20 protein-coding genes are annotated in these 21796 nt (G+C 72.9%); 14 read left to right on the forward strand and 6 right to left on the reverse strand.

Annotation, left to right across the window (positions count from 1 at the left end; genetic code table 11):
• Positions 1–36 precede the first annotated feature (36 nt).
• From ACH4OW_RS17040 to ACH4OW_RS17060, 5 genes are read left to right on the forward strand one after another with little or no spacing between them, the layout of a single operon-like run.
• Positions 37–1179 (forward strand): IMP dehydrogenase, encoded by a 1143-nt coding sequence (locus ACH4OW_RS17040; RefSeq protein WP_398028483.1) that lies wholly within the window; start codon positions 37–39, stop codon positions 1177–1179.
• Complete coding sequence (gene purB / locus ACH4OW_RS17045) at positions 1176–2531, forward strand: adenylosuccinate lyase (RefSeq protein ID WP_398028485.1); 1356 nt, start codon at positions 1176–1178, stop codon at positions 2529–2531. Before ACH4OW_RS17040 ends, purB begins: the two co-directional genes overlap by 4 nt.
• A gap of 1 nt (position 2532) precedes the next feature.
• Positions 2533–3585, forward strand: a complete 1053-nt coding sequence (locus ACH4OW_RS17050; protein WP_360139070.1) for an adenylosuccinate synthetase — start codon at positions 2533–2535, stop codon at positions 3583–3585.
• Complete coding sequence (locus ACH4OW_RS17055) at positions 3582–4112, forward strand: phosphoribosyltransferase family protein (protein ID WP_360139067.1); 531 nt, start codon at positions 3582–3584, stop codon at positions 4110–4112. Before ACH4OW_RS17050 ends, ACH4OW_RS17055 begins: the two co-directional genes overlap by 4 nt.
• Positions 4109–4834 carry an HAD family hydrolase gene (locus ACH4OW_RS17060; RefSeq protein ID WP_398028488.1) on the forward strand — a complete coding sequence of 242 codons (726 nt, stop codon included), beginning with the start codon at positions 4109–4111 and terminating at the stop codon, positions 4832–4834. The genes ACH4OW_RS17055 and ACH4OW_RS17060 overlap by 4 nt, the downstream gene beginning before the upstream one ends.
• A 77-nt stretch (positions 4835–4911) precedes the next feature.
• On the opposite strand, the gene queC is transcribed toward ACH4OW_RS17060, so the two are convergent.
• Together queC and ACH4OW_RS17070 are read right to left on the reverse strand one after the other, a co-directional pair.
• Positions 4912–5628, reverse strand: a complete 717-nt coding sequence (gene queC, locus ACH4OW_RS17065; RefSeq protein ID WP_398028490.1) for a 7-cyano-7-deazaguanine synthase QueC — start codon at positions 5626–5628, stop codon at positions 4912–4914.
• Positions 5629–6199: 571 nt separating this feature from the next.
• A complete protein-coding gene (locus ACH4OW_RS17070; protein WP_398028492.1) occupies positions 6200–7645 on the reverse strand; it encodes a glyceraldehyde-3-phosphate dehydrogenase in 1446 nt (481 codons plus the stop codon).
• 354 nt (positions 7646–7999) lie between these two features.
• Between ACH4OW_RS17070 and ACH4OW_RS17075 the strand changes: the two genes are divergently transcribed.
• Positions 8000–8668, forward strand: a complete 669-nt coding sequence (locus ACH4OW_RS17075; protein ID WP_398028494.1) for an acetoacetate decarboxylase family protein — start codon at positions 8000–8002, stop codon at positions 8666–8668.
• On the opposite strand, the gene ACH4OW_RS17080 is transcribed toward ACH4OW_RS17075, so the two are convergent.
• Complete coding sequence (locus tag ACH4OW_RS17080) at positions 8621–11530, reverse strand: BTAD domain-containing putative transcriptional regulator (RefSeq protein ID WP_398028496.1); 2910 nt, start codon at positions 11528–11530, stop codon at positions 8621–8623. The genes ACH4OW_RS17075 and ACH4OW_RS17080 overlap by 48 nt on opposite strands.
• A gap of 369 nt (positions 11531–11899) precedes the next feature.
• Here ACH4OW_RS17080 and ACH4OW_RS17085 point away from each other — a divergent pair, with 369 nt between their 5' ends.
• The 3 genes from ACH4OW_RS17085 (at position 11900) to ACH4OW_RS17095 (ending at position 15402) form a co-directional block, all read left to right on the forward strand.
• A complete protein-coding gene (locus tag ACH4OW_RS17085; protein ID WP_360137017.1) occupies positions 11900–12139 on the forward strand; it encodes a chaplin in 240 nt (79 codons plus the stop codon).
• Positions 12140–12296: 157 nt separating this feature from the next.
• A complete protein-coding gene (locus ACH4OW_RS17090; protein WP_398028498.1) occupies positions 12297–14948 on the forward strand; it encodes a BTAD domain-containing putative transcriptional regulator in 2652 nt (883 codons plus the stop codon).
• Positions 14949–15030: 82 nt separating this feature from the next.
• Entirely contained in the window at positions 15031–15402 is a 372-nt protein-coding gene (locus ACH4OW_RS17095; RefSeq protein WP_398028500.1) for a VOC family protein, read from the forward strand.
• 13 nt (positions 15403–15415) lie between these two features.
• Here the strand turns inward: ACH4OW_RS17095 and ACH4OW_RS17100 are convergent, their stop codons facing one another.
• Entirely contained in the window at positions 15416–15868 is a 453-nt protein-coding gene (locus ACH4OW_RS17100) for a helix-turn-helix domain-containing protein (RefSeq protein ID WP_360137026.1), read from the reverse strand.
• Positions 15869–15965: 97 nt separating this feature from the next.
• On the opposite strand from ACH4OW_RS17100, the gene ACH4OW_RS17105 reads away from it, so the two are divergent.
• Positions 15966–17225: an MFS transporter gene (locus ACH4OW_RS17105; RefSeq protein ID WP_398028501.1), complete on the forward strand. Its 1260-nt coding sequence runs from the start codon at positions 15966–15968 to the stop codon at positions 17223–17225.
• Here ACH4OW_RS17105 and ACH4OW_RS17110 read toward each other — a convergent pair whose 3' ends face one another.
• Entirely contained in the window at positions 17226–17792 is a 567-nt protein-coding gene (locus ACH4OW_RS17110) for a rhodanese-like domain-containing protein (protein WP_360137032.1), read from the reverse strand.
• Positions 17793–17896: 104 nt separating this feature from the next.
• On the opposite strand from ACH4OW_RS17110, the gene ACH4OW_RS17115 reads away from it, so the two are divergent.
• Positions 17897–18175 carry a metal-sensitive transcriptional regulator gene (locus ACH4OW_RS17115; RefSeq protein WP_360137035.1) on the forward strand — a complete coding sequence of 93 codons (279 nt, stop codon included), beginning with the start codon at positions 17897–17899 and terminating at the stop codon, positions 18173–18175.
• 34 nt (positions 18176–18209) lie between these two features.
• Here the strand turns inward: ACH4OW_RS17115 and ACH4OW_RS17120 are convergent, their stop codons facing one another.
• Positions 18210–19574 carry a rhodanese-like domain-containing protein gene (locus ACH4OW_RS17120; RefSeq protein WP_398028503.1) on the reverse strand — a complete coding sequence of 455 codons (1365 nt, stop codon included), beginning with the start codon at positions 19572–19574 and terminating at the stop codon, positions 18210–18212.
• Between the two features lie 481 nt (positions 19575–20055).
• Between ACH4OW_RS17120 and ACH4OW_RS17125 the strand changes: the two genes are divergently transcribed.
• The 3 genes from ACH4OW_RS17125 to ACH4OW_RS17135 all read left to right on the forward strand — a co-directional run bounded on the left by ACH4OW_RS17125 (position 20056) and on the right by ACH4OW_RS17135 (position 21655).
• Complete coding sequence (locus ACH4OW_RS17125) at positions 20056–20301, forward strand: hypothetical protein (RefSeq protein WP_398028505.1); 246 nt, start codon at positions 20056–20058, stop codon at positions 20299–20301.
• A gap of 69 nt (positions 20302–20370) precedes the next feature.
• Complete coding sequence (locus tag ACH4OW_RS17130; protein ID WP_398028507.1) at positions 20371–21231, forward strand: DUF2637 domain-containing protein; 861 nt, start codon at positions 20371–20373, stop codon at positions 21229–21231.
• A 160-nt stretch (positions 21232–21391) separates the two neighbouring features.
• Positions 21392–21655 (forward strand): hypothetical protein, encoded by a 264-nt coding sequence (locus tag ACH4OW_RS17135; protein ID WP_360137047.1) that lies wholly within the window; start codon positions 21392–21394, stop codon positions 21653–21655.
• Positions 21656–21796 lie beyond the last annotated feature (141 nt).

A 21796-nucleotide genomic window follows, 5' to 3' on the forward strand; every position in this document is an offset into this window, starting at 1 on the left:
CTGCGCCAGCAGGCTTACAGAAGAAAGGTGAAAGCGTTGCGTGAGATCCCCACCGGGCTCGGACTCGACGACGTCCTCCTCGTCCCCCGGCGCACCTCGGTCACCAGCCGCTCGCACACCGACGTCGGCACCGAATTCGTCCCGGGCCTGCGCCTGGCCGTGCCGGTCGTGTCCGCCAACACCCCCTGGTGCACCGGCGCGCGGATGGCCACCGCCATGGCTCTGGCCGGCGGGCTCGGCGTCGTCCACCGGATGCAGACGGCGCAGGACCAGGCGGCCGAGGTGGCCGCCGTGAAGAAGGAGCAGCCGGAGGGCTCCCTCGCGCCGGGCGCCACGGTCGACGAGCGGGGCCGGCTCCGCGCCGCGGCCGCCGTCGGCGTGACGGACGACTACCTCGACCGCGCGGCCCTCCTCGTCGAGGCCGGGGCCGACGCCCTGGTCGTGGACGTGGCGCACGGCCACGCCGACTACGTCCTCAAGGCCGTGGACCAGTTGAAGTCCCGCTGGCCCGACCTGCCCGTCGTGGGCGGCAACGTCGCGACTCCCGAAGGCACCAAGGACCTGATCGACGCCGGCGCCGACGCCGTGAAGGTGGGTATCGGCCCCGGCGGCATCTGTACCACGCGTCTGGTGGCCGGCAGCGGCATGCCGCAGTTCACCGCCGTGCTCCAGTGCGCGGAGGAAGCCGCGGGGCACGGCGTGCCGGTCATCGCGGACGGCGGCATCAAGGAGCCGGGCGACGTGGCGAAGGTGCTGGCGGCCGGTGCCAGGACGGCGATGCTGGGCAGCGCGCTCGCCGGTGCCGAGGAGAGTGCCGCCCTGCTGGTGGAGCACGAGGGGCGGCCCGCGAAGGTGAGCACCGGGTTCGTGACGTTCGGTATGCAGCTGACTCTCAAGCGGGCCCGCGGCGAAGCGGTGACCAAGGAGGAGCTGGCGCAGTACACGCCCGAGGGCGTGGAGGCGACGTGGCCCTTCACCGGGCCGGTCGCCGACACGGTGAACCGTTTCGTCGGAGGGTTGCGCTCCGGCATGAGCTACTCGGGCGCGCACACGCTCGCCGAGTTCCGCGAGCGCGCCAGTTTCGTCCGCGTCACGCCCGCCGGCCTGGCCGAGAACCACCCGCACGCCCTCGGGCGCGCGGCACAGGTTCCGCTCGATTACGCCTTGGAGGCGGTGTGACGACCCCGATCGACACCGGCCGGTACGGCAGCCCGCAGATGCGCGCGCTCTTCACCGACCGGGCGCGTTACGAGGCGTTCGTCCGCGTGGAGGGCGCGCTCGCGAAGGCACAGGGCAGCCTCGGCGTCATCCCGCGGGAATCGGCCGAGGTCATCGCCGAGCGCGCCCGCACCCACCGCTGCTCCGTCGAGCGCATCGCCGAGCTGGAGGAGACCAGCCGGCACGAACTGTTCGCCGCCGTACACGAATTCGCCGAGTCCTGCGGCACCCACGGCGCGTGGGTCCACTACGGAGCGACCAGCAGCGACATCCTCGACACCGCGCTCGCCCTCCAGCTCTCCGAGGCCGTCGCGCTGCTGGAGGAGAAGCTGCGCGACCTCCTCACCGCGCTGATGGCCCGCATCGAAGCGGCCGGCGACCACGTCATGATCGGCCGCACCCACGGCCAGCAGGCGCAGCCGGTGACGCTGGGATTCAAGCTGGCCATCGTGCTCGACCGGTTCGTCCGCTGCCTGGAACGCCTCACCCAGGCGAAGGAGCGGATCGTCATGGGCAAGATCGCGGGGGCGGTGGGCTCGCTCGCCGGCATCGGCGCCCGCGGGCCCGAGGTGCAGCGGGCGGCCCTGCGCGAGCTGGGCCTCCCGGAGCCGGCCGTCTGCGCCCAGGCGGTGGCCCGGGACCGGATCGCCGAGTTCTTCTGCTGGGCGGGGCTGACGGCCGCCTGCCTGGAGGACCTGGCGACCGAGATACGCAACCTGCAGCGCACGGAGATCGGCGAGGTCGCCGAGCCGTTCGCCGAGGGCGGCCAGATCGGCAGCTCCGCCATGCCGCACAAGCGCAACCCCGTCCGCAGTGAGCGCGTCTGCAGCCTGGCCCGGCTGGTGCGTTCGCTCGTCGGGCCCGCGCTGGAGAACGTGACCAGCTGGCACGAGCGGGACCTCGCCAATTCCGCCAACGAACGGTTCACCCTGCCCGAGGCGTGCGTCCTGCTGGACGAGATGCTGACCACCACCACGTCCGTGATCGACGGCCTGCGGGTCTTCCCCGACCGTATGCGCCACAACCTGACGCACTCGCGCAACGAGCACCTCAGCGAGGCGGTGCTCCTGCTCCTCGTCCAGCGCGGCATGGACCGCCTGGAGGCGTACCGCCTGCTCCAGGAGGCTTCCGGCCGGACGGCGGAGGAGAGCGTGGACATGGTCGACGCGCTCCTGGCCCATCCGCGCCTCGCCGGCCGGCTCGACCGGGAAGAGGTCCGCCGGCTGGCCGCCGCGGGAGCCGACGTCGGGCACTGCCGGGACCTGGCCGCCGAGGCCGTCAAGCGCGCCGAGCGCATCGTCCAAGGAGGATGACATGCCCTGCACCATCATCGTGGGCGGCCAGTGGGGCGACGAGGCCAAGGGCAAGATGGCCAGCTACCTGGCGCTCAAGGACGGCGCGGACATCGCGGTACGCGCCGGGCTCGGCCCGGGGGCCGGGCACACCATCGTGCACGGCGGGCGGACACGCAAACTGCGGCAGGTGCCGAGCGCCGTGGTCAACGAGCGGACGCGGCTGCTGCTCGGCGCCGGTGTGCTCGTCAACCCGGCCGTACTGCTGCGGGAGATCGAAGAGCTGGAGGTCGCCGGCCGTATCGGCGTCGACTACCGGGCGACCGTCATCGACCCCGGGCACGTCGAGGCCGAGGGACGCGACCGCAACCTCACCGAAACGGTCCGCAGCACCGGCAGCGGGCACGGCCCCGCGCTCGCGGCGCGTGCCCTGCGCAACGCGCGCCGGGCCGAGGACGTCCCCGAACTGGCCCCCTACCTGGCGGACACCGCCGCGGAGGTCAACGACGCGGTGGACGCGGGCGCGCAGGTCCAGGTGGAGGGGACGAACGGGTTCGGCCTGTCGGTCCTGTACGGGACCTACCCCCACACGGTCGGCAAGGACAGCACGGCGAGCACGGTCGCCGCCGACGCCGGCCTGGGCCCGCTGGCCGTGGACGACGTCGTCCTGGTCTTCCGGGTCTACCCGACCCGCGTCGGCGCCGGCGCGTTCCCCACGGAACTTCCCGAGCAGGAGGCGGAACGCATCGGCGTCGAATACGGCACCGTGACCGGCCGGCGCCGGCGGATGGGCCGCTTCGACATGGACCAGGCCAGGGAAGCCATCCGCATCAACCGGCCCTCCCGCATCGCCCTCAGCTTCCTCGACTACGCGGCCCCCGAGGTACGCGGGCTGCGGGAGGGCCCGCTGCCCGCGGGCGCGGCGGCCGACTTCGTCGACGGGATCGAGCGGGAGCTCGGCATACGGGTCGAGCTGATCGGCACCGGGCCCGGCACGGACGAGGTCATCGACCTCAGGTCCTCCTCCCCCACCGGAAGCGCGGCCCTCCTCCAACGCACAAGGAGCAACGCATGACCGTCGACTCACCCCTGTGGAAGCGGCAGCACCTCCTGACCATCAGCTGGTCGACACTCGGTACGCTGCTGACGCGCCTCGCCGAGGAGATCCGCGCCGCGGGCCCGCTGCCGGACACCATCGTCGGTATCACCCGTGGCGGCCTCACCCCCGCGGTCGCCCTCGCGCACCGGTTGGACGTCCCGGAGTTCAGGATCCTGGGCATTCCCCGCAACTCCTCCAACAGCCGCTACAGCGAACGCGGTGCGGCGTCGCTGGAGTACGTCGTTCCCGACTCCCCGCTGACCGGGAAGCGCGTACTGATCGTCGACGACATCATGGGCGACGGCGGCACGATGGAGACCGCGGTCCGCACGCTGCGTGCGATGGGCGCCGCCGAGGTCCGCACCGCGGTCCTGGTGCGCAACCAGAACTGCCCCGGCCGGCCTGACCACCAGGCGGCCGAGGTCGACGACTGGACGGTCTTCCCCTGGGAGGCGCCCCCCGGCCCGGCGGAGACGACGGTGCCGCTGGAGGCGGCTCCGTGACGGTGCCCGGCGCGTCCGGGGCACGGGTCTCCCCTGCCCCGGCGCATCCCTCCCGCACGACCGTCGTCTTCGACCGCGACGGCACCCTGCTCGACTTCGCCGACATGTTCCACCGCTTCATCGTCGACCTGCACGACGCCCAGGGAGTGACGCCGCCGTCCAGGGAGGCGATCCTCGCGTACGAGTACTGGCAGTCGATCACCAGCGGACGGCTGCGCATCGGTGACACGGTCGTCCTCGACCACGTGGACGAGGTGGTGCACCGCTACATGCCGCACGGCTGCCTCTTTCCCGGCACCGCCGACGCGGTACGCGAGCTGGGCGCGGCCGGCGTCCGCATGGTGCTGGTGAGCAGTTGGGTCGGCACCGGCGCGACCGAGAAGCTGCTCGAACGCTATGCGCTCCGCGATCTGTTCGGTGCGGTCTTCACCCGTGACGACCTGGTGGCCGGCGCGGTCCGTGTCACCGACGCGGACTGCAAGACCGTCCTCGCCCGCCGGGCCCTGGAACAGGTGGGCCACCAGCCGGGCGACGCCCTGTACATGGTCGGGGACACCCCGGCGGACGTCGCCTCGGCGAGGACTCTCGGCGCCCGGGCGATCGGGGTGCGCACCGGAAACGGCGGCCGGCTGCTCTCGGCAGCGGACGCCGGCCCGGATCACCTCGCCGCCTGCGCGGCGGAGGCCGCGGCCGTCATTCTGCGCGAAATCCGTACGGCATAGCGCGGACCCGCGGCACAACCGAAGGCCGGTGCGGCACCGCACCGGCCTTCGGTATCTCCCGAGTGTCCCGCTACGGCTTACGGAGCCGCGAACTCGGTGACGTCGTCGATGTATTCCGTCGGGTCGGGCACCTCCGCGTTGCGGAATGCCTCGCGGCGTTCGTAACACGTACCGCAGGTTCCGCAGTGGCGGTCTCCCCCGCGATAGCACGACCAGCTCTCCCCCAAAGGGGCACCGATCCGGTTCCCGTAGACGGCGATGTCCGTCTTGCTCCAGGTGATGAACGGTGTTTCCACGTGCGGTGTGGGGAACCCCTCGTTCGCGACCTGCACAAGGTGGTCCAGCGCCTTGACGAAGGCCGGCCGGCAGTCGGGGTAGATGAAGTGGTCGCCGGCGTGCATACCGAGGGCCACCACCCCGGCCCGCCGCGCCACCGCCGCTCCCACCGCCACATTGGCGAGGATGGCGTTGCGGTTCGGGACGACCGTCGTGCGCATCGTCTCCTCGGCGTAATGCCCCGAGGGGACGCTGACCTTGCTGTCGGTCAGCGCGGAGCCCTCCAGCAGGACGCCGATGCCACTGAGGTCCACCACGTGGTGTTCCGCGCCGTAGTGTTCGGCGATCTTGCGTGCCGCGTCGATCTCCCGGTGGTGGCGCTGGCCGTAGTCGACCGTCACCGCGGTGAGCCGGTAGTGCAGCATGGCGTAGTGGGCGAGCAGCGTCGTGGAGTCCATGCCTCCCGACAGCACGACGACGGCACTGAACGGGTCCGGCTTCGTCGACGTTTCGGACAAGGCGCACCTCCGGGTGTCATGACGACAGCGCGCCTGGGAACCGGCCGCCGTCTTCGGTCGACACCCAGCGTTCCGGCACCGCCCGCTCGGTGCCTCACGGTGCCGTCCGAGAATTCGGCCCCCAGACCGAAAGGGAGCGGCGACCGGCGGCGTCGCGGGGGCCGGATCCGGGCCGTTTGGCGAACGGGGCGAGCGGTAAGCCTGACAGGCAGGCAACCCCGGTTCCCGGGAGCCGGGGGGAGCCAGGCCCCAGGGTTCGGACATGGAGCCATGGAAGCCGACCAGGAAAAAGGCCGGTGCGATTGCCTGTTGTGCGGGCCTGTCGGAGCCGGTTGCCACACCCCAGCGGCCGGCCAGGCCGCCCGGCTTCCCGGCCCCTGAAGCCAGGTGGCCGTTCTCCGCGAAGAACGGCCACAGCGGCGTCCACGCGAATCGCCCATGGATCAGGGGTACGCGGGACAGCGCAATGCAGAGTCAATTCCGGGCCGCTATCGGTGGCCCGCCGCAGCCGGCGTTCTCCGCCACCCGCGGCAGGGTGGCGGAGAACGCCGGGACGCAGCGACCGCCGGGGTCAGGCCACCGGCGCCGGGTAGGTCGGGTACTCCACCCCGGAGACATGCTGCACGACGCGGATGACCTGGCAGGAGTAGCCGAACTCGTTGTCGTACCAGAGGTAGAGGATCGCGTTGTCGCCGTCGACCTTGGTGGCGCCCGCGTCGACGATCGAGGCGTGGCGCGAGCCGATGAAGTCGTTCGAGACCGCGTCGGGCGCGCTGGTGAAGTCGATCTGGCGCTTGAGCGGCGAGGTCAGCGACACGTTGCGGAGGTAGTCCAGGACCTCCTCGCGGGTGGCCTCGCGCCCGAGCCGCAGGCTCAGGATCGCGATCGAGACGTCCGGCACGGGGACGCGGATCGAGCTGCCGGTGATGGGCGCCTTCAGGTCGGGCAGCGCCTTGGCGACGGCGGAGGCCGCACCGGTCTCGGTGATGACCATGTTGAGCGGCGCCGAGCGGCCGCGGCGGTCCGCCTTGTGGTAGTTGTCCAGCAGGTTCTGGTCGTTGGTGAACGAGTGGACGGTCTCCACGTGGCCGCGCAGCACGCCGTACTCGTCCGCCATGGCCTTCAGCGGCGGCACGATCGCGTTGGTGGTGCACGAGGCGCAGGACAGGATCTGCTCGTCCGGCTTGATCGTCTCGTGGTTGACGCCGTGCACGATGTTGGGGACGTCACCCTTGCCCGGCGCGGTCAGGACGACCTTGTCGATGCCGGGGCGCAGGTGCTTGGACAGGCCCTCGCGGTCGCGCCACTTGCCGGTGTTGTCGATGAGGATGGCGTCCTTGATGCCGTACGCCGTGTAGTCGACCTCGGAGGGGTCGTCGGCGTAGATCACCTTGATCTCGTTGCCGTTGGCGACGATCGTGCTGTTCGCCTCGTCGACCGTGATCGTGCCCTGGAACTGGCCGTGGATGGAGTCGCGGCGCAGCAGCGAGGCGCGCTTGACGATGTCCTGGTCGCCGCCGCCGCGGACGACGACGGCGCGCAGGCGCAGGCCGTTGCCGGAACCGGCCTTCTCGATGAGCAGGCGGGCGACGAGGCGGCCGATGCGCCCGAAGCCGTAGAGGACGACGTCGCGCCCCTCGCGGCACTCGATCTTGTTGTCGCCCATGGCGCCGGCGACGGCCTCGGCGGTGAACTCCGCCACGGTCAGGCCGCGGTCGTCGCTCTTGTACGTCGCGGCCAGCATGCCGAGGTCGATCTGAGAGGGGCCGAGGTCCAGTGCGGCAAGGGCCTGGAGGAACGGCAGCGTCTCGGTGACCGAGAGCTCCTCGCCGGCGATCTGCCGGGCGAATCGGTGGGTCTTGAGGATGCTGACCACCGACTTGTTCACCAGGGAGCGGCTGTGCAGCAGGATCGTGACGTCCCGCTCCCGGTGCAGCTTCCCGATGATCGGGATCATCGACTCCGCGATCTCTTCGCGGTTCTTCCAGTTTGTGAACGAGTCCTCGTTGACAGTCACAGTTCCACTTTCGAGCTAGGCGGTGCTCAGATGCTAACCCGCCCCTATTTTGATCGTTCAAACGGTGTCGGTCGAACGTTCGGCCACAGTCGGGCCCGGCGCCCCGGAGCGGGGCGCGAAATGCCCGCTTTGGTGATGAAATGGGGACCCGTTTGCGGCGTTTCCTCCTACCCGCTCGATCGATCGGCGGCCGAGCTACGGGGGACGTCGCGCCTATCGGGCCTGTGAGACTTCGCGCAATCGGCTGCGACTCCTGGCCGGAAGACAGCGCTCGGCGGCCCCCGGCTCGCGACGCCGGGGCCTCCCTGTTTGCGGTTGATCAAGGCGGGTAACCAGCTCCCGGAGGTACGGATCATGAGCTGCACCGGCGCGACCCCGTGCCCTTACCCGCCACCGCCCTGGCACCTGCGCGGGCACCTGTGGGGCGGCCTCTTCGCCGCGGAATCGTGCCCGGCCCCGCCTGCCGACCTCTCCCCCGTGCTCCCCCGCTCCCTGGCCGTCCTCCTCATCCGGTATCGCGAGGGCACCCTCGTCTACGACGAACTGCTGGTCGGGACGCTCGCACGCCGTGGCCTGCGGATCGGGGTGCACGTCCACCGCATCTGGGTGGACGACGAACAGTCGATGTGGGGCGGCCGGCGTATCTGGGGCGTGCCCAAGGAGTTGGCCGAGTTCCGGTGGCACAGCCGGCGGGTCCGCGTCACCGACGGCGAAGGGCTCGTCGCCACCCTCGGCGTGACGTCCAGGGGGCCGTCGCTCCCCCGCCTCCCCTTGCCCTTGGCCGCCTTCGGCTCCCTCGACGGGACCCGGACGTTCATCACCGCACGGTTCAGCGCCCGCCCTTCGGCCGGCTCCCTGCGTGCGCACGAGTGGTCGGCCAGGCTGCCCGCGCTCCGCCGGCCCGGCGCCCCGATCGGCCTCGCCGCGGCCTCGTTCGACATCCGCTTGCCCGCGCCGGCACTGCTGCCGCGCCGCTCACCGCGCTCTGGCCAGCAGCGCCCGTACGTCGGCGACTTCCGGTGAGTCCAGTTGCTCGTGGATCGCCAGGGCCTCTTCCCAGCAGGCACGGGCCCGGTCGGCGTGCCTGGTACGCCGAAGGGCGCGCCCGAGGACGACGAGGGCGTTGGCGCGGACCCAGGTGCTGCCGGTGCCGCGCGAGGTCGCGAGGGCCTGTTCGGCAAGGCCGGCGGCCTGCGTCGGCCGGCCGGCGGCGAGATGGATCTCCGCCATGCGCCAGTAGGTCATCGCCTCCCACCGGCGGTACCGGCTGTGCCGGAAGATGTGCAGCACCTGGTCGAGCTGCTCCAACGCGTCCTCTCTGCGGTCGGCCTGGGCCAGTGCCAGCGCGAGGTTGTATTTCCCGCTGGCCAGCCGCAGCGTCGCCCCGATGGCCTGGTACATGGCAAGGGCCTGCTCCGCCAGGCTCACCGCCTCTTGGACGCGTCCGACATCCAGGTAGAGGCGGGACAGGTTCGCCAGGACGCTCGCCGTGCTGTTCCGGTTGCCGTAGTGGCGGAAGGCGTCGAGGGCCTGGGTCAGGTACGCCTCCGCCTCTTCGTGGCGGCGTTGCACGCTCGCGAGGATGCCGCTCTCGTTGAGGGCGTGGGCGGAGAGCACCGGGTCCGTACAGCGGAGCTGGAGCGCCAGGGCGGCCTGTGCCGACTGCTCCGCCTCCTTGATGCGGCCGGCCAGGAGGTGGAGATGCGCCATGGGGCAGTGCAGCCGGCCCTCGGCGCGAGGGTCGTCCGCCCGCTGGGCGGCGGCCACCAGATGGGCGTTCACCTCCACGTACTGCCGGTCGTCCGCACCGGACTCGGCCAGGTCCTTGGCGACCAGCAGGAGGTCGGCGGCGCGGCGCAGCCCCGGGCCGTGGGCCGCCGCCCTGGCGCACGCGAGCAAGTTCCTGGCCTCGGTGAACAGCCAGTTCAGCGCGGCGTCGTTGCTGTCGAAGACCAGTCCGGGCCACTGCGTGGGTTCGAGGTGGTCGAGCACGGGGTCGCCGGGCCGCTCGATCACGTACACCTGCGCGGTCGACGCCAGGTAGAAGTCGAGCAGGCGCGACAGCGCCGCTTCCCGCTGCGCCGGGTCCTCGTCCCGTTCGGCGCAGGAGCGCGCATACAGGCGTACGAGATCGTGGCAGCGGTAGCGGTCCGAGGCGGCCGACTCCAGCAGCGAGGCGTCCACCAGGGACTCCAGCAGCTCCGCTGCCTCCGCCGGGGCCAGGCCGAGCAGGGCCGCCGCGGCGGGGAGGGAGATGTCCGGGCCGCAGGGCAGGCCCAGCAGGCGGAACGCACGGGCCTGGCGGGGCGAGAGCTGCCCGTATCCCCATTCGAACGTGGCCGTGATCGCGAGGTCGCCCGCCCGCAGCTCGCGCAGCCGGTTCCGTTCGTCGGCGAGCTTGCGTGCCAGGTCGGCGACGCTCCAGGCGCGGCGCGCGGCCAGGCGGGAGGCGGCGATGCGAATGGCCAGCGGCAGGTGGCCGCACGCCGCCACCACGTCCGGGGCGGCCTCGTGCTCCACGCCGGCGATGCGGGAGAACAGGGCCAGCGCCTCCTGGGGGTCCATGACGTCCAGGTCGACCAGGTGCGCGCCTTCCAGGCCGGTCATCCGGGTACGGCTGCTGATCAAGGCGGCGCAGCCCCTGGTGCCCGGCAGCAGCGGTCTGACCTGGGCGGCGTCGCGGGCGTTGTCCAGCAGGACCAGGACGCGGCGGCCGTCGAGGGCGGACCGGTAGAGCGCGGCGCGTTCCGTCACGCCGCGGGGCATCGCCGCGTCGGGAGTGCCCAGCGCGCGCAGGAACGCGCCGAGGACGGCTTCGGGGTCGGCCGGGCCGGGGCCGGCTCCCTGGAGGTCCACGTACAGCTGGCCGTCGGGGAAATGCGGCCGGACGCCGTGCGCGACGTGAATGGCGAGCGCGGTCTTTCCGACTCCGCCGATTCCCGAGATGGCGGCCACCACCATCGGCCGCCCCTCCGCCGCGGCGAGTTGTTCGCGCAATTCCTTGGCCGCGAACGACTGGCCCGTGAAGTCGCGGATGTCGGCCGGCAGCTGCGCGGGCCGCACCGATATGACGCCGGGGCCGTGCGCCGCCTCCCGTGCGGCGCTGCGCGGCGCGGCCAGCCCGGGGTCGGCCCTGAGTATCTTCTGGTGCAGTGCGGCGAGTTCGGCGCCGGGGTCGGTGCCGAGTTCGTCGGCGAGCAGCCGCCGGGTGTCCGCGTAGGCGGCCAGCGCCTCGGCCTGGCGTCCGCTGCGGTAGAGCGCGAGCATCAGCAGTTCCCGCAGCCGTTCGCGCAGCGGGTGCGCCGCGACCAGCGTGGTCAGTTCGGCGACGGCCTCCGCGTGGTGGCCGGTCTCCAGGTCGAGGCCGAGGCGGGTTTCCAGGAGGGTGAGGTACCGCTCTTCCAGGCGGGTGCGCTGGACCGCGCAGTACGGGCCGGGCACGCCGGCCATCGTCTCGCCGGTCCACAGGCCGAGGGCCTGGCTCAGCAGCGCGCGGGCGCGGTCGGCTTGGCCGGAGCTGCGGGCCTGTTCCGCCTCGGCCGCGAGCCGTTCGGCGACATCGAGGTCGAGCGACCCCGCGCCGGCCAGGAGCGCGTAGCCACGGGACTCGCTCACCAGTATGCCCGCGTCCGGTCCGAGGGCCTTGCGCAGCCGGAACGCGTACGTGCGGAGCGCGGCCACCGCGGTGGCCGGCGGGTCCTCGCCCCACAGGGCGTCGACCAGCTCCGGTGCGGACGCGACCCGCCCGCCCCTCAGCAGCAGCACGGCGAGCAGCGCACGCTGCTGCGGTGAACCGGCGTCGAGCCGCTCACCGCCCCGCCACAGTCCCACCGGCCCGAGCACGGTGAACCGGAGCCGCCGCCCGTCACCCACCCCTTCAGCCATGACACCCCTGTCTTCACATAGTGCCCCCCACCTGCCATCCTCCCTTGCCCGGGGCCCGTTCGTCAGCACGGCGCGAGCCTTGCGGGCCGGCGTACGTCCGGCTTTCCGCGTACCGCGCGGGCCGTAAACGGAAATCCGGTACGGCGGAGAACCCGGCGCCGAGGCCCGTCGGAATCCTTCGGCACCGCCAGGAAATTAATACGCTCATTCGACCCACCCGAATAGAGTGAAAATCGTCCGCACCGCGCAACAGATGGGCCTCTCATCAGGTTGATTGGGTGTCGGCGGCCCTCCAGCCGGGACAGCGGGCACCGAGTGCCCGCTGTCAGGCCGCCAGTCCCATTTCACGATTTCGAGGAGCAACATTCCATGTCGCGTGTCATCAAGTCTGCCGCTGCCGCCGTAGGAACCTGCGCCATCCTCCTGGGCGGTGCGGGCCTCGCGACTGCCGACTCCGGAGCCCAGGGGGCGGCGCTCAACTCGCCGGGCGTGATCTCCGGCAACACCGTTCAGGTCCCGGTCCACGTGCCGGTCAACGTCTGCGGGAACAGCATCAACGTGATCGGGCTGCTCAACCCGACCTTCGGCAACACGTGCGTCAACGACTGACGTTCTCCGCGTGACGCGGGGTGCGGGGCGGCTCGAAAGGGCGTCCCGCACCCCGTTTCCATGTCCGGAACCCGGCGTTCGGACCGCGCTGGCGTGAGCATGCCCCCCGGCCCTCGTAAGATGCCCCGTAACGACTTGGCCAGGGGAGACGACACTGATGGACTTCCGGCTGCTCGGGCCGGTGTCGGCCTTCTCGGGGGACGTACGGGTGCCGCTCGGCCCTCCCAAGCGCCGGGCCGTGCTGGCGCTGCTGGTGCTGGCCGAGGGGGCACCCGTCAGCTCCGAGCGCATCATCGAAGCCCTGTGGGACACCGAGCCGCCGACGCACGCCCGCACCATCGTCTACGGCCATGTGTCCGCCCTGCGCGGGTCGCTGCACATCTCGCCCGCGGCCGGTGTCGTGACCGACAGCGCGGGCTACGCGCTCCAGGCCGCGCCGGAGGCGGCGGACGTGTGGCGCTTCCGCGCACTGGTGCGGCGTGCCACGGCCGTTCCTCCCGGGGAGGAGCCGGCCGCGCTGCTGCGGGAGGCCCTCGGCCTGTGGCGCGGCCGGGCGCTCGGCGGGACCGGTGGCACGGCGCTGATGGCGGCGGCCGCCGACCGGCTCGTGGAGGAACAGCTCGCCGCGCTGGAGCACTTCGCCACGGCCCTGCACGCATGCGGCCGGGGCGGGGAAGCCCTCGCACTGCTCCAGCCCGCGGTCGAACTCCACCCGCTGCGCGAGTCCCTGATCGCGGCCGCCATACGCGCGCTGTACGACGCCGACCGCCAGGCCGACGCCGTCGCGCTCTACCGCCGTACGCAACGCCTGCTCGCCCGGGAACTGGGCGTCGACCCGGGCGCGGCGCTGTCCGAGGCGTACCTCACCATGCTGCGTTCGCGGCCGGCGGACCGGCCGGCCGGCGAGCGGCCCGCGCCGGTGCCGCCACCGGCGGAGTCATCGGCCAAGCCACCGGCCGTGTCACGGGCGCGGCAGCCCGCCGTCGCGGACGCGCCGCCGCCCCCGTGCCTCCTCCCGCGCGCCCCGGCCGGCTTCGTGGGCCGCACGGACGACCTGGCGTGGCTCACCGGGGCCGCGCGGTCGGGCGACGCGCCGTTGAGCGTGATCATCGGCCCCGGCGGGGTCGGCAAGACGTCGCTGGCGGTCCACTGGGCGTACGCGCACGCCGGCGACTTCCCCGGCGGCATCCTCTACGCCGACCTGCACGCCGAGACCGCGGGCGGCACCGGCTCCCAACCGGCCGGTGTCCTGCACGACTTCCTGCTGGCCCTGGGCGTGCCCGAGGAGGAACTGCCGGCGGACGCGCGGGCCGCCGGGCGCCTGTTCCGCTCGCGGCTCGCCGGCCGCCGCGTCCTGGTCCTGCTGGACGACGCCAGGGACTCCGCGCAGGTGCGTCCCCTGCTGCCCGGTACGCCCGGGTGCACGGTGCTGGTCACCAGCCGCAACCGGCTGGAAGGGCTGGTGGCCACGGACTGCGCCCGGCTGCTGCCGCTGGAACGGCTGGCGCCCGTGGACGGCGTACAGGTCCTGCGTACCGTCATCGGCGACGCCCGGACCGCCGCCGAGCCCACCGCCGCGAGCGAACTGGCCGCCCTCTGCGACGGCCTGCCGCTGGCGCTGCGGCTGGCCGCCGCCCGGCTCGCCGCACGGCCCCGGCTCACCCTCCGCGCGATGGCCGACGACCTGGTCGACGAACACCGGCGGCTTCCGCTGCTGTCCGGCGAGGACCTCGGGGTGGAGGCGACGCTGCGGCTGAGCGTGCAGCAGCTGCCGCCGGCCGGGGCGCTGCTCTTCCGCCAGTTGGCGCTGCACGTCGGGTCCGACCTCGACGGCGGTGCCGCGGCGGCGCTCAGCGGCCTGCCGCCCGCCGCGGCACGTGCCGCCCTGGAGGAACTGGCCGCCGCCCACCTCGTCGAGGAGAGGGCGGGCGATCGGTACCTGATGCACGACCTGACGCGGCTGTACGCCCGTTCGTTCGCGGACCGGGCGGACCCGGCGGGGCTGCACCGGCTGCTCGTGCACTACCTGGCCGCCGCCGGGGCCGCCGCGGCGGCGGCCGAGCCAGGCAGCCAGCCCTGCTGCTCGCTGCCTCCCGGCGTCTCCCCGCCCGCCGCACCACCGGTCTTCGCCGACCGCGCCACCGCGATGGCCTGGTACGTCACCGAACGCGCCAACCTCACAGGGGCGGTGGCCGCGGCGGCCGGGGCCGGGCACACGGAGCTGACCTGGCGTATCGCCGTACAGCTGTGGCCGCTTGTCGTGCGCCAGGTGCACGACGGCTGGGAACCGACCCTCGAACACGCCCTCGCCGCCGCGACCGCGCTGGACGACCCGGACGCCGAGTCGCGGCTGTGCTCCCTGCTCGGCTGGGTCCTCACCGAGAACGGGCAGCACACCGCGGCGCTGGAACACCTGTGCCGCGCGCCCGACCTGGCCGTACGCGCCGAGGACCCGCGCGGTCAGGTGATCGCGCTGATCAACTGGGCGGCCGCGCTGGAGCGGGTCGGCGACCTGTCCGGTGCCGGGACGCGGCGGGAGCAGGCCGCGCGGATGGCGCACGCCCTGGGCCACCCGCACACCGAAACCCTGGCCCTCTACCACCTGGCCGCCCACGGCCTCGCGGCCGGCCGCCCCGACGAGGCACTGGCCCATGCCCGCCAGGGGCTGGAGCTGGCCCCTGACGAGCAGTCGGACGAGCGGCGGGCGCTGCTCCTCGACGTCTGCGGCAAGGCGTTGCAGGCCCTCGGCCGCGAGACCGAGGCCCGCCGCTGTCTCACCGAGGGGACGGTCCGCGCCCTGGCGGGCTGACCGCCCGGCGCCGCGCCGGGCCGGGCGGGCGCGGCCACGGTCCTCGGCGTCTGCGGTCTTCGGCATCTGCCAGAATCGCCGGATGCTGAGCATCGGAACGATCGTGCTGGGGGCCTCCGACGTCCGGCGCGCCGCGGAGTTCTGGACGCGGGCCCTGGACTACGTGCCCCGCGACGGGGCGGTGGCGGACGACTGGACGGTCCTGGTGCCGGCCGGCGGCTCCGGAGCCGGCCTGGCCATCGGCCGCAGCACGACGCCGGTGCAGGACCACCCGAGGGTGCACCTCGACCTGTACGCCGGTGACGCCGCCGACCAGGAGGCCGAAGTGGCGCGGCTGGTCTCCCTCGGAGCCGAACGCGTCGACTGGGACGCGTACCCGGACGACGCCGATTTCGTCGTGCTCGCCGACACCGAGGGCAATCGCTTCTGCATCATCGACACCGGCCGCGGGTGACCTCCGGCCCGGGTCACCGGTCGGAGACCTTGTGGACGGTGGTGTCGTCGGGGCCCAGCGGCCGCCCGTCCGCCGAGAGCACTTCCAGTGTGCGCAGGCTGCGTCCTTCCCTGCGGTCGACCAACTGTGAGTGGGGTTCCCCGGGGGCGAAGAAGTTCTCTTCGCCCCACTGCCGCAGGGCCACGATGACGGGGAAGAGCGCCTTGCCCTTCGGGGTCAGTACGTACTCGCGGTAGGCGCTGCCGTCCGAGGCGGGGACGGATTCGAGGATGCCGCCGGCGACCAGGGTGCGCAGTCGCGCGGTGAGGATGTTCTTGGCCACGCCGAGGCTGCGCTGGAACTCCCCGAAGCGCCGGCTTCCGTCGAAGGCGTCCCGCACGATCAGCAGGGACCACCAGTCGCCGATCGCGTCCACCGACCGGGCGACGGGGCATGCGCTGTCGTCGAAGCGTGTCCTGGTCACCATGGCGTTCCCCGTCCTCGTAGTGGTTGCAACATGCTACCGGTAACGTTACCTTCGCCATCTGGTAGCAAGTTGCAACCAGAGATGGGGAGGGGTGCCGATGCCCGGCAACAGTGAGGCCGCGACACGACGGAGCGAAACCCGAAGCGGGGAAGGCGGCGCCGCGTTCGTCCTGTCCCGCGGCGTCGTCGTACTGTTCGCCGTCGCCTGCGGGGCCGCGGTGGCCAACGTCTACTTCTCCCAGCCACTCCTGGTGACCATGGGCCGCGACCTCGCCATGAGCCCGGCGCTGGTCGGCAGCGTGGTCACCCTCACGCAGGCCGGCTACGGGCTGGGGCTCTTCTTCCTCGTGCCGCTGGGCGATGTCGCCGACCGCCGGCGGCTCGTCGTGGCCCAGTTGCTGCTGTTGGTGGCGGCACTGGTCGCGGTGGCCGCCGCCCACAGCGCAGCGATCCTGCTCGCGGGCATGGCGGCCATAGGGCTTCTCGCGGTCGTCACGCAGACACTGGTGGCCTTCGCGGCCTCACTGGCCCCCGCCGACCGGCGCGGGCGGGTCGTCGGCCTGGTCACCAGCGGCGTGGTCATCGGCATCCTGCTCGCCCGCACCGCGTCCGGCCTCATGGCCGACCTCGCGGGCTGGCGCTCCGTCTACCTCGCCTCGGCGGCGCTCACCGCGCTGCTCGCCCTGGTCCTGTACCGAGTGCTGCCGCGCCACAGCGACGTACCGCCCGCACCCCTGCGCTACGGACAGCTGCTGCGCTCCACGGTCACCCTGTTCGCGCGGGAACGGCTCCTGCGGCTCCGGGCCCTGTTCGGTCTGCTGGTCTTCGCCGCTTTCAGCACCCTGTGGAGCAGCATCGCGCTGCCGCTCAGCGAGGCCCCGTACTTCCTGCCCCACAGCGCGATCGGGGCACTGGGACTGGTGGGTGTCGCCGGCGCCCTGGCCGCGACCGCGGCGGGCCGTCTGAACGACCGCGGACTCTCCCGGCGGACCACGGGCATCGCCCTGGCGCTGCTCGCCGCCTCATGGCTGCCCTTGGCCTTCACCCGCAGCTCGCTCTGGGCACTGGTCGCCGGGGTGATCCTTCTCGACCTCGCCGTGCAGGCGGTCCACGTCACCAACCAGACCCTGATCTACGCGCTGCACCCGGACGCGGGCAGCCGCCTGATCGGCGGCTACATGGTCTTCTACGCGATCGGCAGCGCCACCGGCGCCATCGCCGCGACCTCCCTCTACGCGGCGGCCGGCTGGGGTGCCGTATGCGCACTGGGCGCCGCGTTCAGCTGCCTCGGGCTCGTGCTGTGGGCGTTCACCCGGCACCGCGACCCGGGCCCCGACGCCGGGGCGGCCGCTCGCTGACTACCGGCTCAGGGCCGCGACGGTGGCGTCGAAGTCGTCGGTGCGGGGGCGGTTGACGGGCAGCTTGGCGAGGAGGGCGGCCATGCCGCAGGTGTCGGTGACGGCGGAGAAGACCAGGCCGCTTCCGATGGCGGCGGCGAGCCAGCGGGCCCGGGGACGCCGCGTACCGGCCGCGAGGCCGAGGACGACGAGGGAGCCGGCGGCCAGGCGTACCTGGCGTTCCATGGGCCACACGGCCTTGGCCGTCGCGTCGCGGTGTACGGGGTGGCCCTGCCCGGCCCACGCGGTGGTGCCGCCGGTGAGGGTGGTGGCGGGGATGTCGGCGGCGGCCAGTTCGGCGTGGGCGGCGGCGGACCGGCTGCCGGAGGCGCAGACGAGGAGGAGTTCCGCGCGGGTGGCGGCCGACTTGAGGGCGGGCAGGGCGCCGCGGAGGCGGTCGAGGGGGACGTTGTGGGCTCCCGGCAGGTGGCCGGCGGCGTATTCGCCGGGGGTGCGCACGTCGACGACGGTGTAGGAGTGCAGGCGGGCGGCAGCCTCGGCGGGCTGGACGGCGGTGCGGACGGCCATGCTGATCTGCTCACTTTCGTACGGTCCGGGTCGGGTACCCCGATGGGGCTAAGGTACCCCAGGGGGTATTCATTCCCGGGTTGGCGGTTCCCCAAGGAGGACGTGTGGAGATGGAGCTGGCTGCCGACGAGCTGAGGTCGGTGCTCAACCGGCTGCGGCGGGCTCAGGGGCAGATTGCCGGAATCATCAAGATGATCGAGGACGGCCGGGATTGCGAGGACGTGATCACTCAGCTGGCCGCGGTGTCGCGGGCGCTGGACCGGGCGGGCTTCGCGATCATCGCCACCGGGCTCCAGCACTGCATGGCCGACGGCACCCGCACGGCCGGTGACCGGGACCGGCTGCGAGCCAGACTGGAGAAGCTGTTCCTGTCCCTGGCCTGAGGGCCGGGAACAGAGCAGGGGGGGGCGGCCGGGATCAGGTGTCCGTGACGGTGAGCCCGGCCTCGGCGGCGGCGTCGGGACCGTCGTCCACCGCGACCACCTCCCGGCCGGCCGCGTGCAGGAGAGACGCGGCGATGGCGGCGCGCATGCCGCCCGCGCAGTGCACCCAGACGGTTCCGGCGGGCACCTCGGCGAGACGGCCGTACAGCTCGTGGACGGGAATGTGCACCGAGCCCGCGATGTGCCCGTCGGCGCGTTCGGAGTCGCGCCGTACGTCCAGCACCACGACCTCCTCGCCGCGTTCGCGCACCGGGACGAGATCGGCGAACGTGGCGCGCGGGAAGGACACGAGCGCCTCGCCCTCGCCGACCCACCGGGCCGGGTCGCCGGTGGCGGCGGCCGCCGGGCGGTCGATGCCCACCCGGACCAGTTCCCGCTGCGCGTGCGCCACCTGCTCGGGCGTCTCGGCCAGCAGCGTGACGGGCTTGCCCCAGGGGATCAGCCAGGCCAGGTAGGTGGCGAGTCTGCCCTCGCCCTCGACGTTGTACGACCCGGCCACGTGCCCCTCCGAGAAGGCGACGCGGTGGCGCAGGTCGACGACCCACTCCCCCGCCGCCAGCCGGGCGGCGATCTGCCGCGCGTCGGCGGGCTCGGGCGGGGTGAGGTCCACCGGGGCGGGTCCTGCGGCGTTGGCCGGGCCCATGTGGGCGTAGTAGGCGGGCACGTCGTCCAGCCCGTCGAGCATGCGGGCGACGAAGGTGTCCGCGTCCAGGACCAGCGCGTCGTTGTTCCGGCGCTCCTTGCCGATCGTGGTCGTGTCCCCCTCGGCCTGGGAGGAGGAGCAGAAGCTGCCGAAGCCGTGCGTGGGCAGCACCTGCACTTCGTCGTCCAGCGCGTCCGCCAGACGGTGGGCGGAGGCGTGCTGGGCGCGGGCCAGCCGCCTGGTCAGGCGCGGCTCGACCAGGTCGGGACGGCCGACCGTACCGATCAGCAGCGACCCGCCGGTGAAGGCGGCCACCGCTCTTCCGTTCTCCTCCAGGACGTAGGAGGTGTGATGCGGGGTGTGGCCCGGGGTGGCTATCGCGCGCAGCACCAAGTCCTCGTCCACGCCGATGGTGTCGCCGTCCGCGACCGGTGTGCGCGCGAAGGACACCGAGGCACCGGCGGGCACCAGGTAGCGGGCGCCGGTGACGCGGGCCAGGTGCAGGCCGCCGGTGACGTAGTCGTTGTGCACGTGCGTCTCGGCCACGAAGGCGATACGCACCCCGCGCCGTACGGCGGCCGCCATGACCCGGTCGATGTCGCGCTGCGGATCGACGACGACCGCGGCATCGGCACCTCCGGCCAGGTAGCTGCGATTGCCCAGGCCCTCGGTCTCCAGGGTGTCGACGAAGAACACGGCTGCGGATCCTCCCTGCGTCTGCGTACCGGTGCGAGTCGCGGTGCCCCCGCTGACCGGGTACCCGTTCAGAGCCCACAAATCCGGACGTGCGTACGATCCGCGCGGGAATCCGCCGGTACGACCGCCGCGCGCCCCCGGCGCTCGCGCCAACCCGTGGACGCTCCTTGCCCCCCGGCCGCGCCGGAGCCTCACCAGCGATGATCTGCCCGTCGTATCAGCGGCACTCTCCGCTCCTCCCGTTCGGGCTCGCCCCTGTGCACCGGTTCCGTGCGGGGGTTCGACCCGGCGGCGCCCCCGGGCAGGTCGGCGGCCCGTGCCGTCCCGCCACTTCCCTCCTCACCGGTCTGGCCGTATCTTCGACACGTCATCCCACTTCCACACTTGCCCTATTTATGAGTATTGAGACTCTGCTACCTACATAGTCTCAATGTCGCGTACGAGCCGTTTCTCTTAACTCCGGTTGTTCGTTTTGACGGGCATGTGTGACGCCACGGATGCGCATGTCCTGCCGGTCCAGCGGCTCGGCGGATGGGTCCTCAAACCGGCGCCGTCCCGTACACCCACCACCCCCACCGCCATGTCCACGGCGTACTGCCTGGAAGGCGGCGGCCGCTACGTGCGCCTGGAGTACTCGGCCGACCTGCTCGTGGGCCTGGTGCTCGAACTGGCCCGCGTCAGAACGGCTTTGTGGCCGCCGCCCGGCGCGCTTCCCCGGCGGCGATGACACGCACACCGCACCCGTACCGCTCCCCGCGCCACCGCCGCCGTCCCCCAGCCGCACAGAGAGCCCGCTGTGTACGAACCCCCCGTCCTGTTCCTCCTCGAACCCGTCGTCGACGCCTACTGGGTCCCGCACCAGATCACCGGCGACCCCGACGACCGGGAAGCCGGCTTCCCCACCGGCCTCCCCCCTGAGCCCGCCACGGAATTCCGCCCCGGCGACCCGCAGCCGCAGGCGCCCGGGTTCGTCCGCGGCCCGCTCTTCCGTGACCAGCCCGACGACCCACTGCCCGACCTCGGCTACGACCCGGCCGAGCTGGAGAACCTGGATGCCGAGCTGGCCCGGCTGCTGGTCACCGCGGAGCAGCCCGCCGTCGCCGACGCGCGGCCGGACGGGGAACAGGAGCCGCGTACGGCGGCCCGGCACCGGAAGGCCGCCCCGGTACGCGCCCCGCGCGAACGCCCCGCGGGTGACGGCTGGTCATGGCGGCGGGCGGCCGGGCGGGCCTGCGTACTGGCCACCGGCAGCATCGTGGTGACGGTCAGCGCGCTGGGCGCCGCGGCCTCCTACCCTCCCCTGTACCGCGTGGCGGCCGACGCCGCTCCGCCCGGCGTCGCCCAGCTCTGGCCCCTCCTGGTCTACGGACCGTGGGTCGCGGCCACCCTGTCCGTCCTGCGCGCCCGCACCCACCGGCGCCGCAGCCTGCACGCCTGGTGCGTCGTCGTGCTCTTCGCCGCGGTCGCCATGGCGCTGAGCGTCGTCAACGCCCCCACCACCCCGGCCGGCATCACCGTCGCCGCCCTGCCGCCGGCCACCATCGTGCTCTGCTTCCACCAGCTCGTACGCCAACTCGACCTGCCCACACCCCCGGTGCTGCCCGGCCGGCACGCCCATTTCACCCGCGGCGTCCACCGCCAGCGACCGGGCCGGTGAGGCCCCGGCGGAGCCCGTGCCGACCGGAGCGCGCGGGCAGGACGGCGGGGCCGGGCCGACCGGACACGGAGCGTGTTTGGCACACCCGGATTGTTGGGCAGTCGGTTGATCCCAGGAGTTCCCAATGGAGTTGAGGTCGGATGTCGGTGGAACATGGCGAGTGGGAGCGGGACCCGGCCGGGCGCGGATCCTTCCGGGCGCGGGTGGTGCCGCCCTTCGGGACAGCCGTGACGGCGACCGTGCCGGCGACGGCGGTGATCTGTACTTCGTGATCGTGCACCCCGGCACCGGCCCGGACGAGCGGGTGGACCCCAAGGACGGGGCGCTGCTGCCCCGGTGGGTCCGCAGGGCCCGCTCCGTACTGGTCGGCTTCACCGTCCTCACCATGGCCGCGGCCCTGACCGTCTCCCTTCTCAACGGCTGAGGACCGCAGGCACCGCCCCCCGGGGCCGCAGCCCCGATGGCCACCTTCGCCGCTCCGGCAGCGGCAAGGTGGCCTTTTTACCGGTCCGTTCACGTCCCGGTCACGTTACCCCCTGGTAAGTCGTCATCCGCGGCACGCACC

The organism is Streptomyces sp. NPDC017056 (genome assembly GCF_044332485.1).
In the GTDB taxonomy this organism is placed as follows: Bacteria; Actinomycetota; Actinomycetes; order Streptomycetales; family Streptomycetaceae; genus Streptomyces.

What these genes read in the sequence shown, in the direction of transcription:
- ACH4OW_RS17100 (WP_360137026.1), bottom strand. Translation starts at nt 15,868, where the DNA reads ATGGTGACCAGGACACGCTTCGACGACAGCGCATGCCCCGTCGCCCGG.
- ACH4OW_RS17105 (WP_398028501.1), top strand. Translation starts at nt 15,966, where the DNA reads ATGCCCGGCAACAGTGAGGCCGCGACACGACGGAGCGAAACCCGAAGC.
- ACH4OW_RS17055 (WP_360139067.1), top strand. Translation starts at nt 3,582, where the DNA reads ATGACCGTCGACTCACCCCTGTGGAAGCGGCAGCACCTCCTGACCATC.
- ACH4OW_RS17110 (WP_360137032.1), bottom strand. Translation starts at nt 17,792, where the DNA reads ATGGCCGTCCGCACCGCCGTCCAGCCCGCCGAGGCTGCCGCCCGCCTG.
- ACH4OW_RS17095 (WP_398028500.1), top strand. Translation starts at nt 15,031, where the DNA reads ATGCTGAGCATCGGAACGATCGTGCTGGGGGCCTCCGACGTCCGGCGC.
- ACH4OW_RS17050 (WP_360139070.1), top strand. Translation starts at nt 2,533, where the DNA reads ATGCCCTGCACCATCATCGTGGGCGGCCAGTGGGGCGACGAGGCCAAG.
- ACH4OW_RS17080 (WP_398028496.1), bottom strand. Translation starts at nt 11,530, where the DNA reads ATGGCTGAAGGGGTGGGTGACGGGCGGCGGCTCCGGTTCACCGTGCTC.
- ACH4OW_RS17075 (WP_398028494.1), top strand. Translation starts at nt 8,000, where the DNA reads ATGAGCTGCACCGGCGCGACCCCGTGCCCTTACCCGCCACCGCCCTGG.
- ACH4OW_RS17125 (WP_398028505.1), top strand. Translation starts at nt 20,056, where the DNA reads ATGTGTGACGCCACGGATGCGCATGTCCTGCCGGTCCAGCGGCTCGGC.
- ACH4OW_RS17085 (WP_360137017.1), top strand. Translation starts at nt 11,900, where the DNA reads ATGTCGCGTGTCATCAAGTCTGCCGCTGCCGCCGTAGGAACCTGCGCC.
- ACH4OW_RS17090 (WP_398028498.1), top strand. Translation starts at nt 12,297, where the DNA reads ATGGACTTCCGGCTGCTCGGGCCGGTGTCGGCCTTCTCGGGGGACGTA.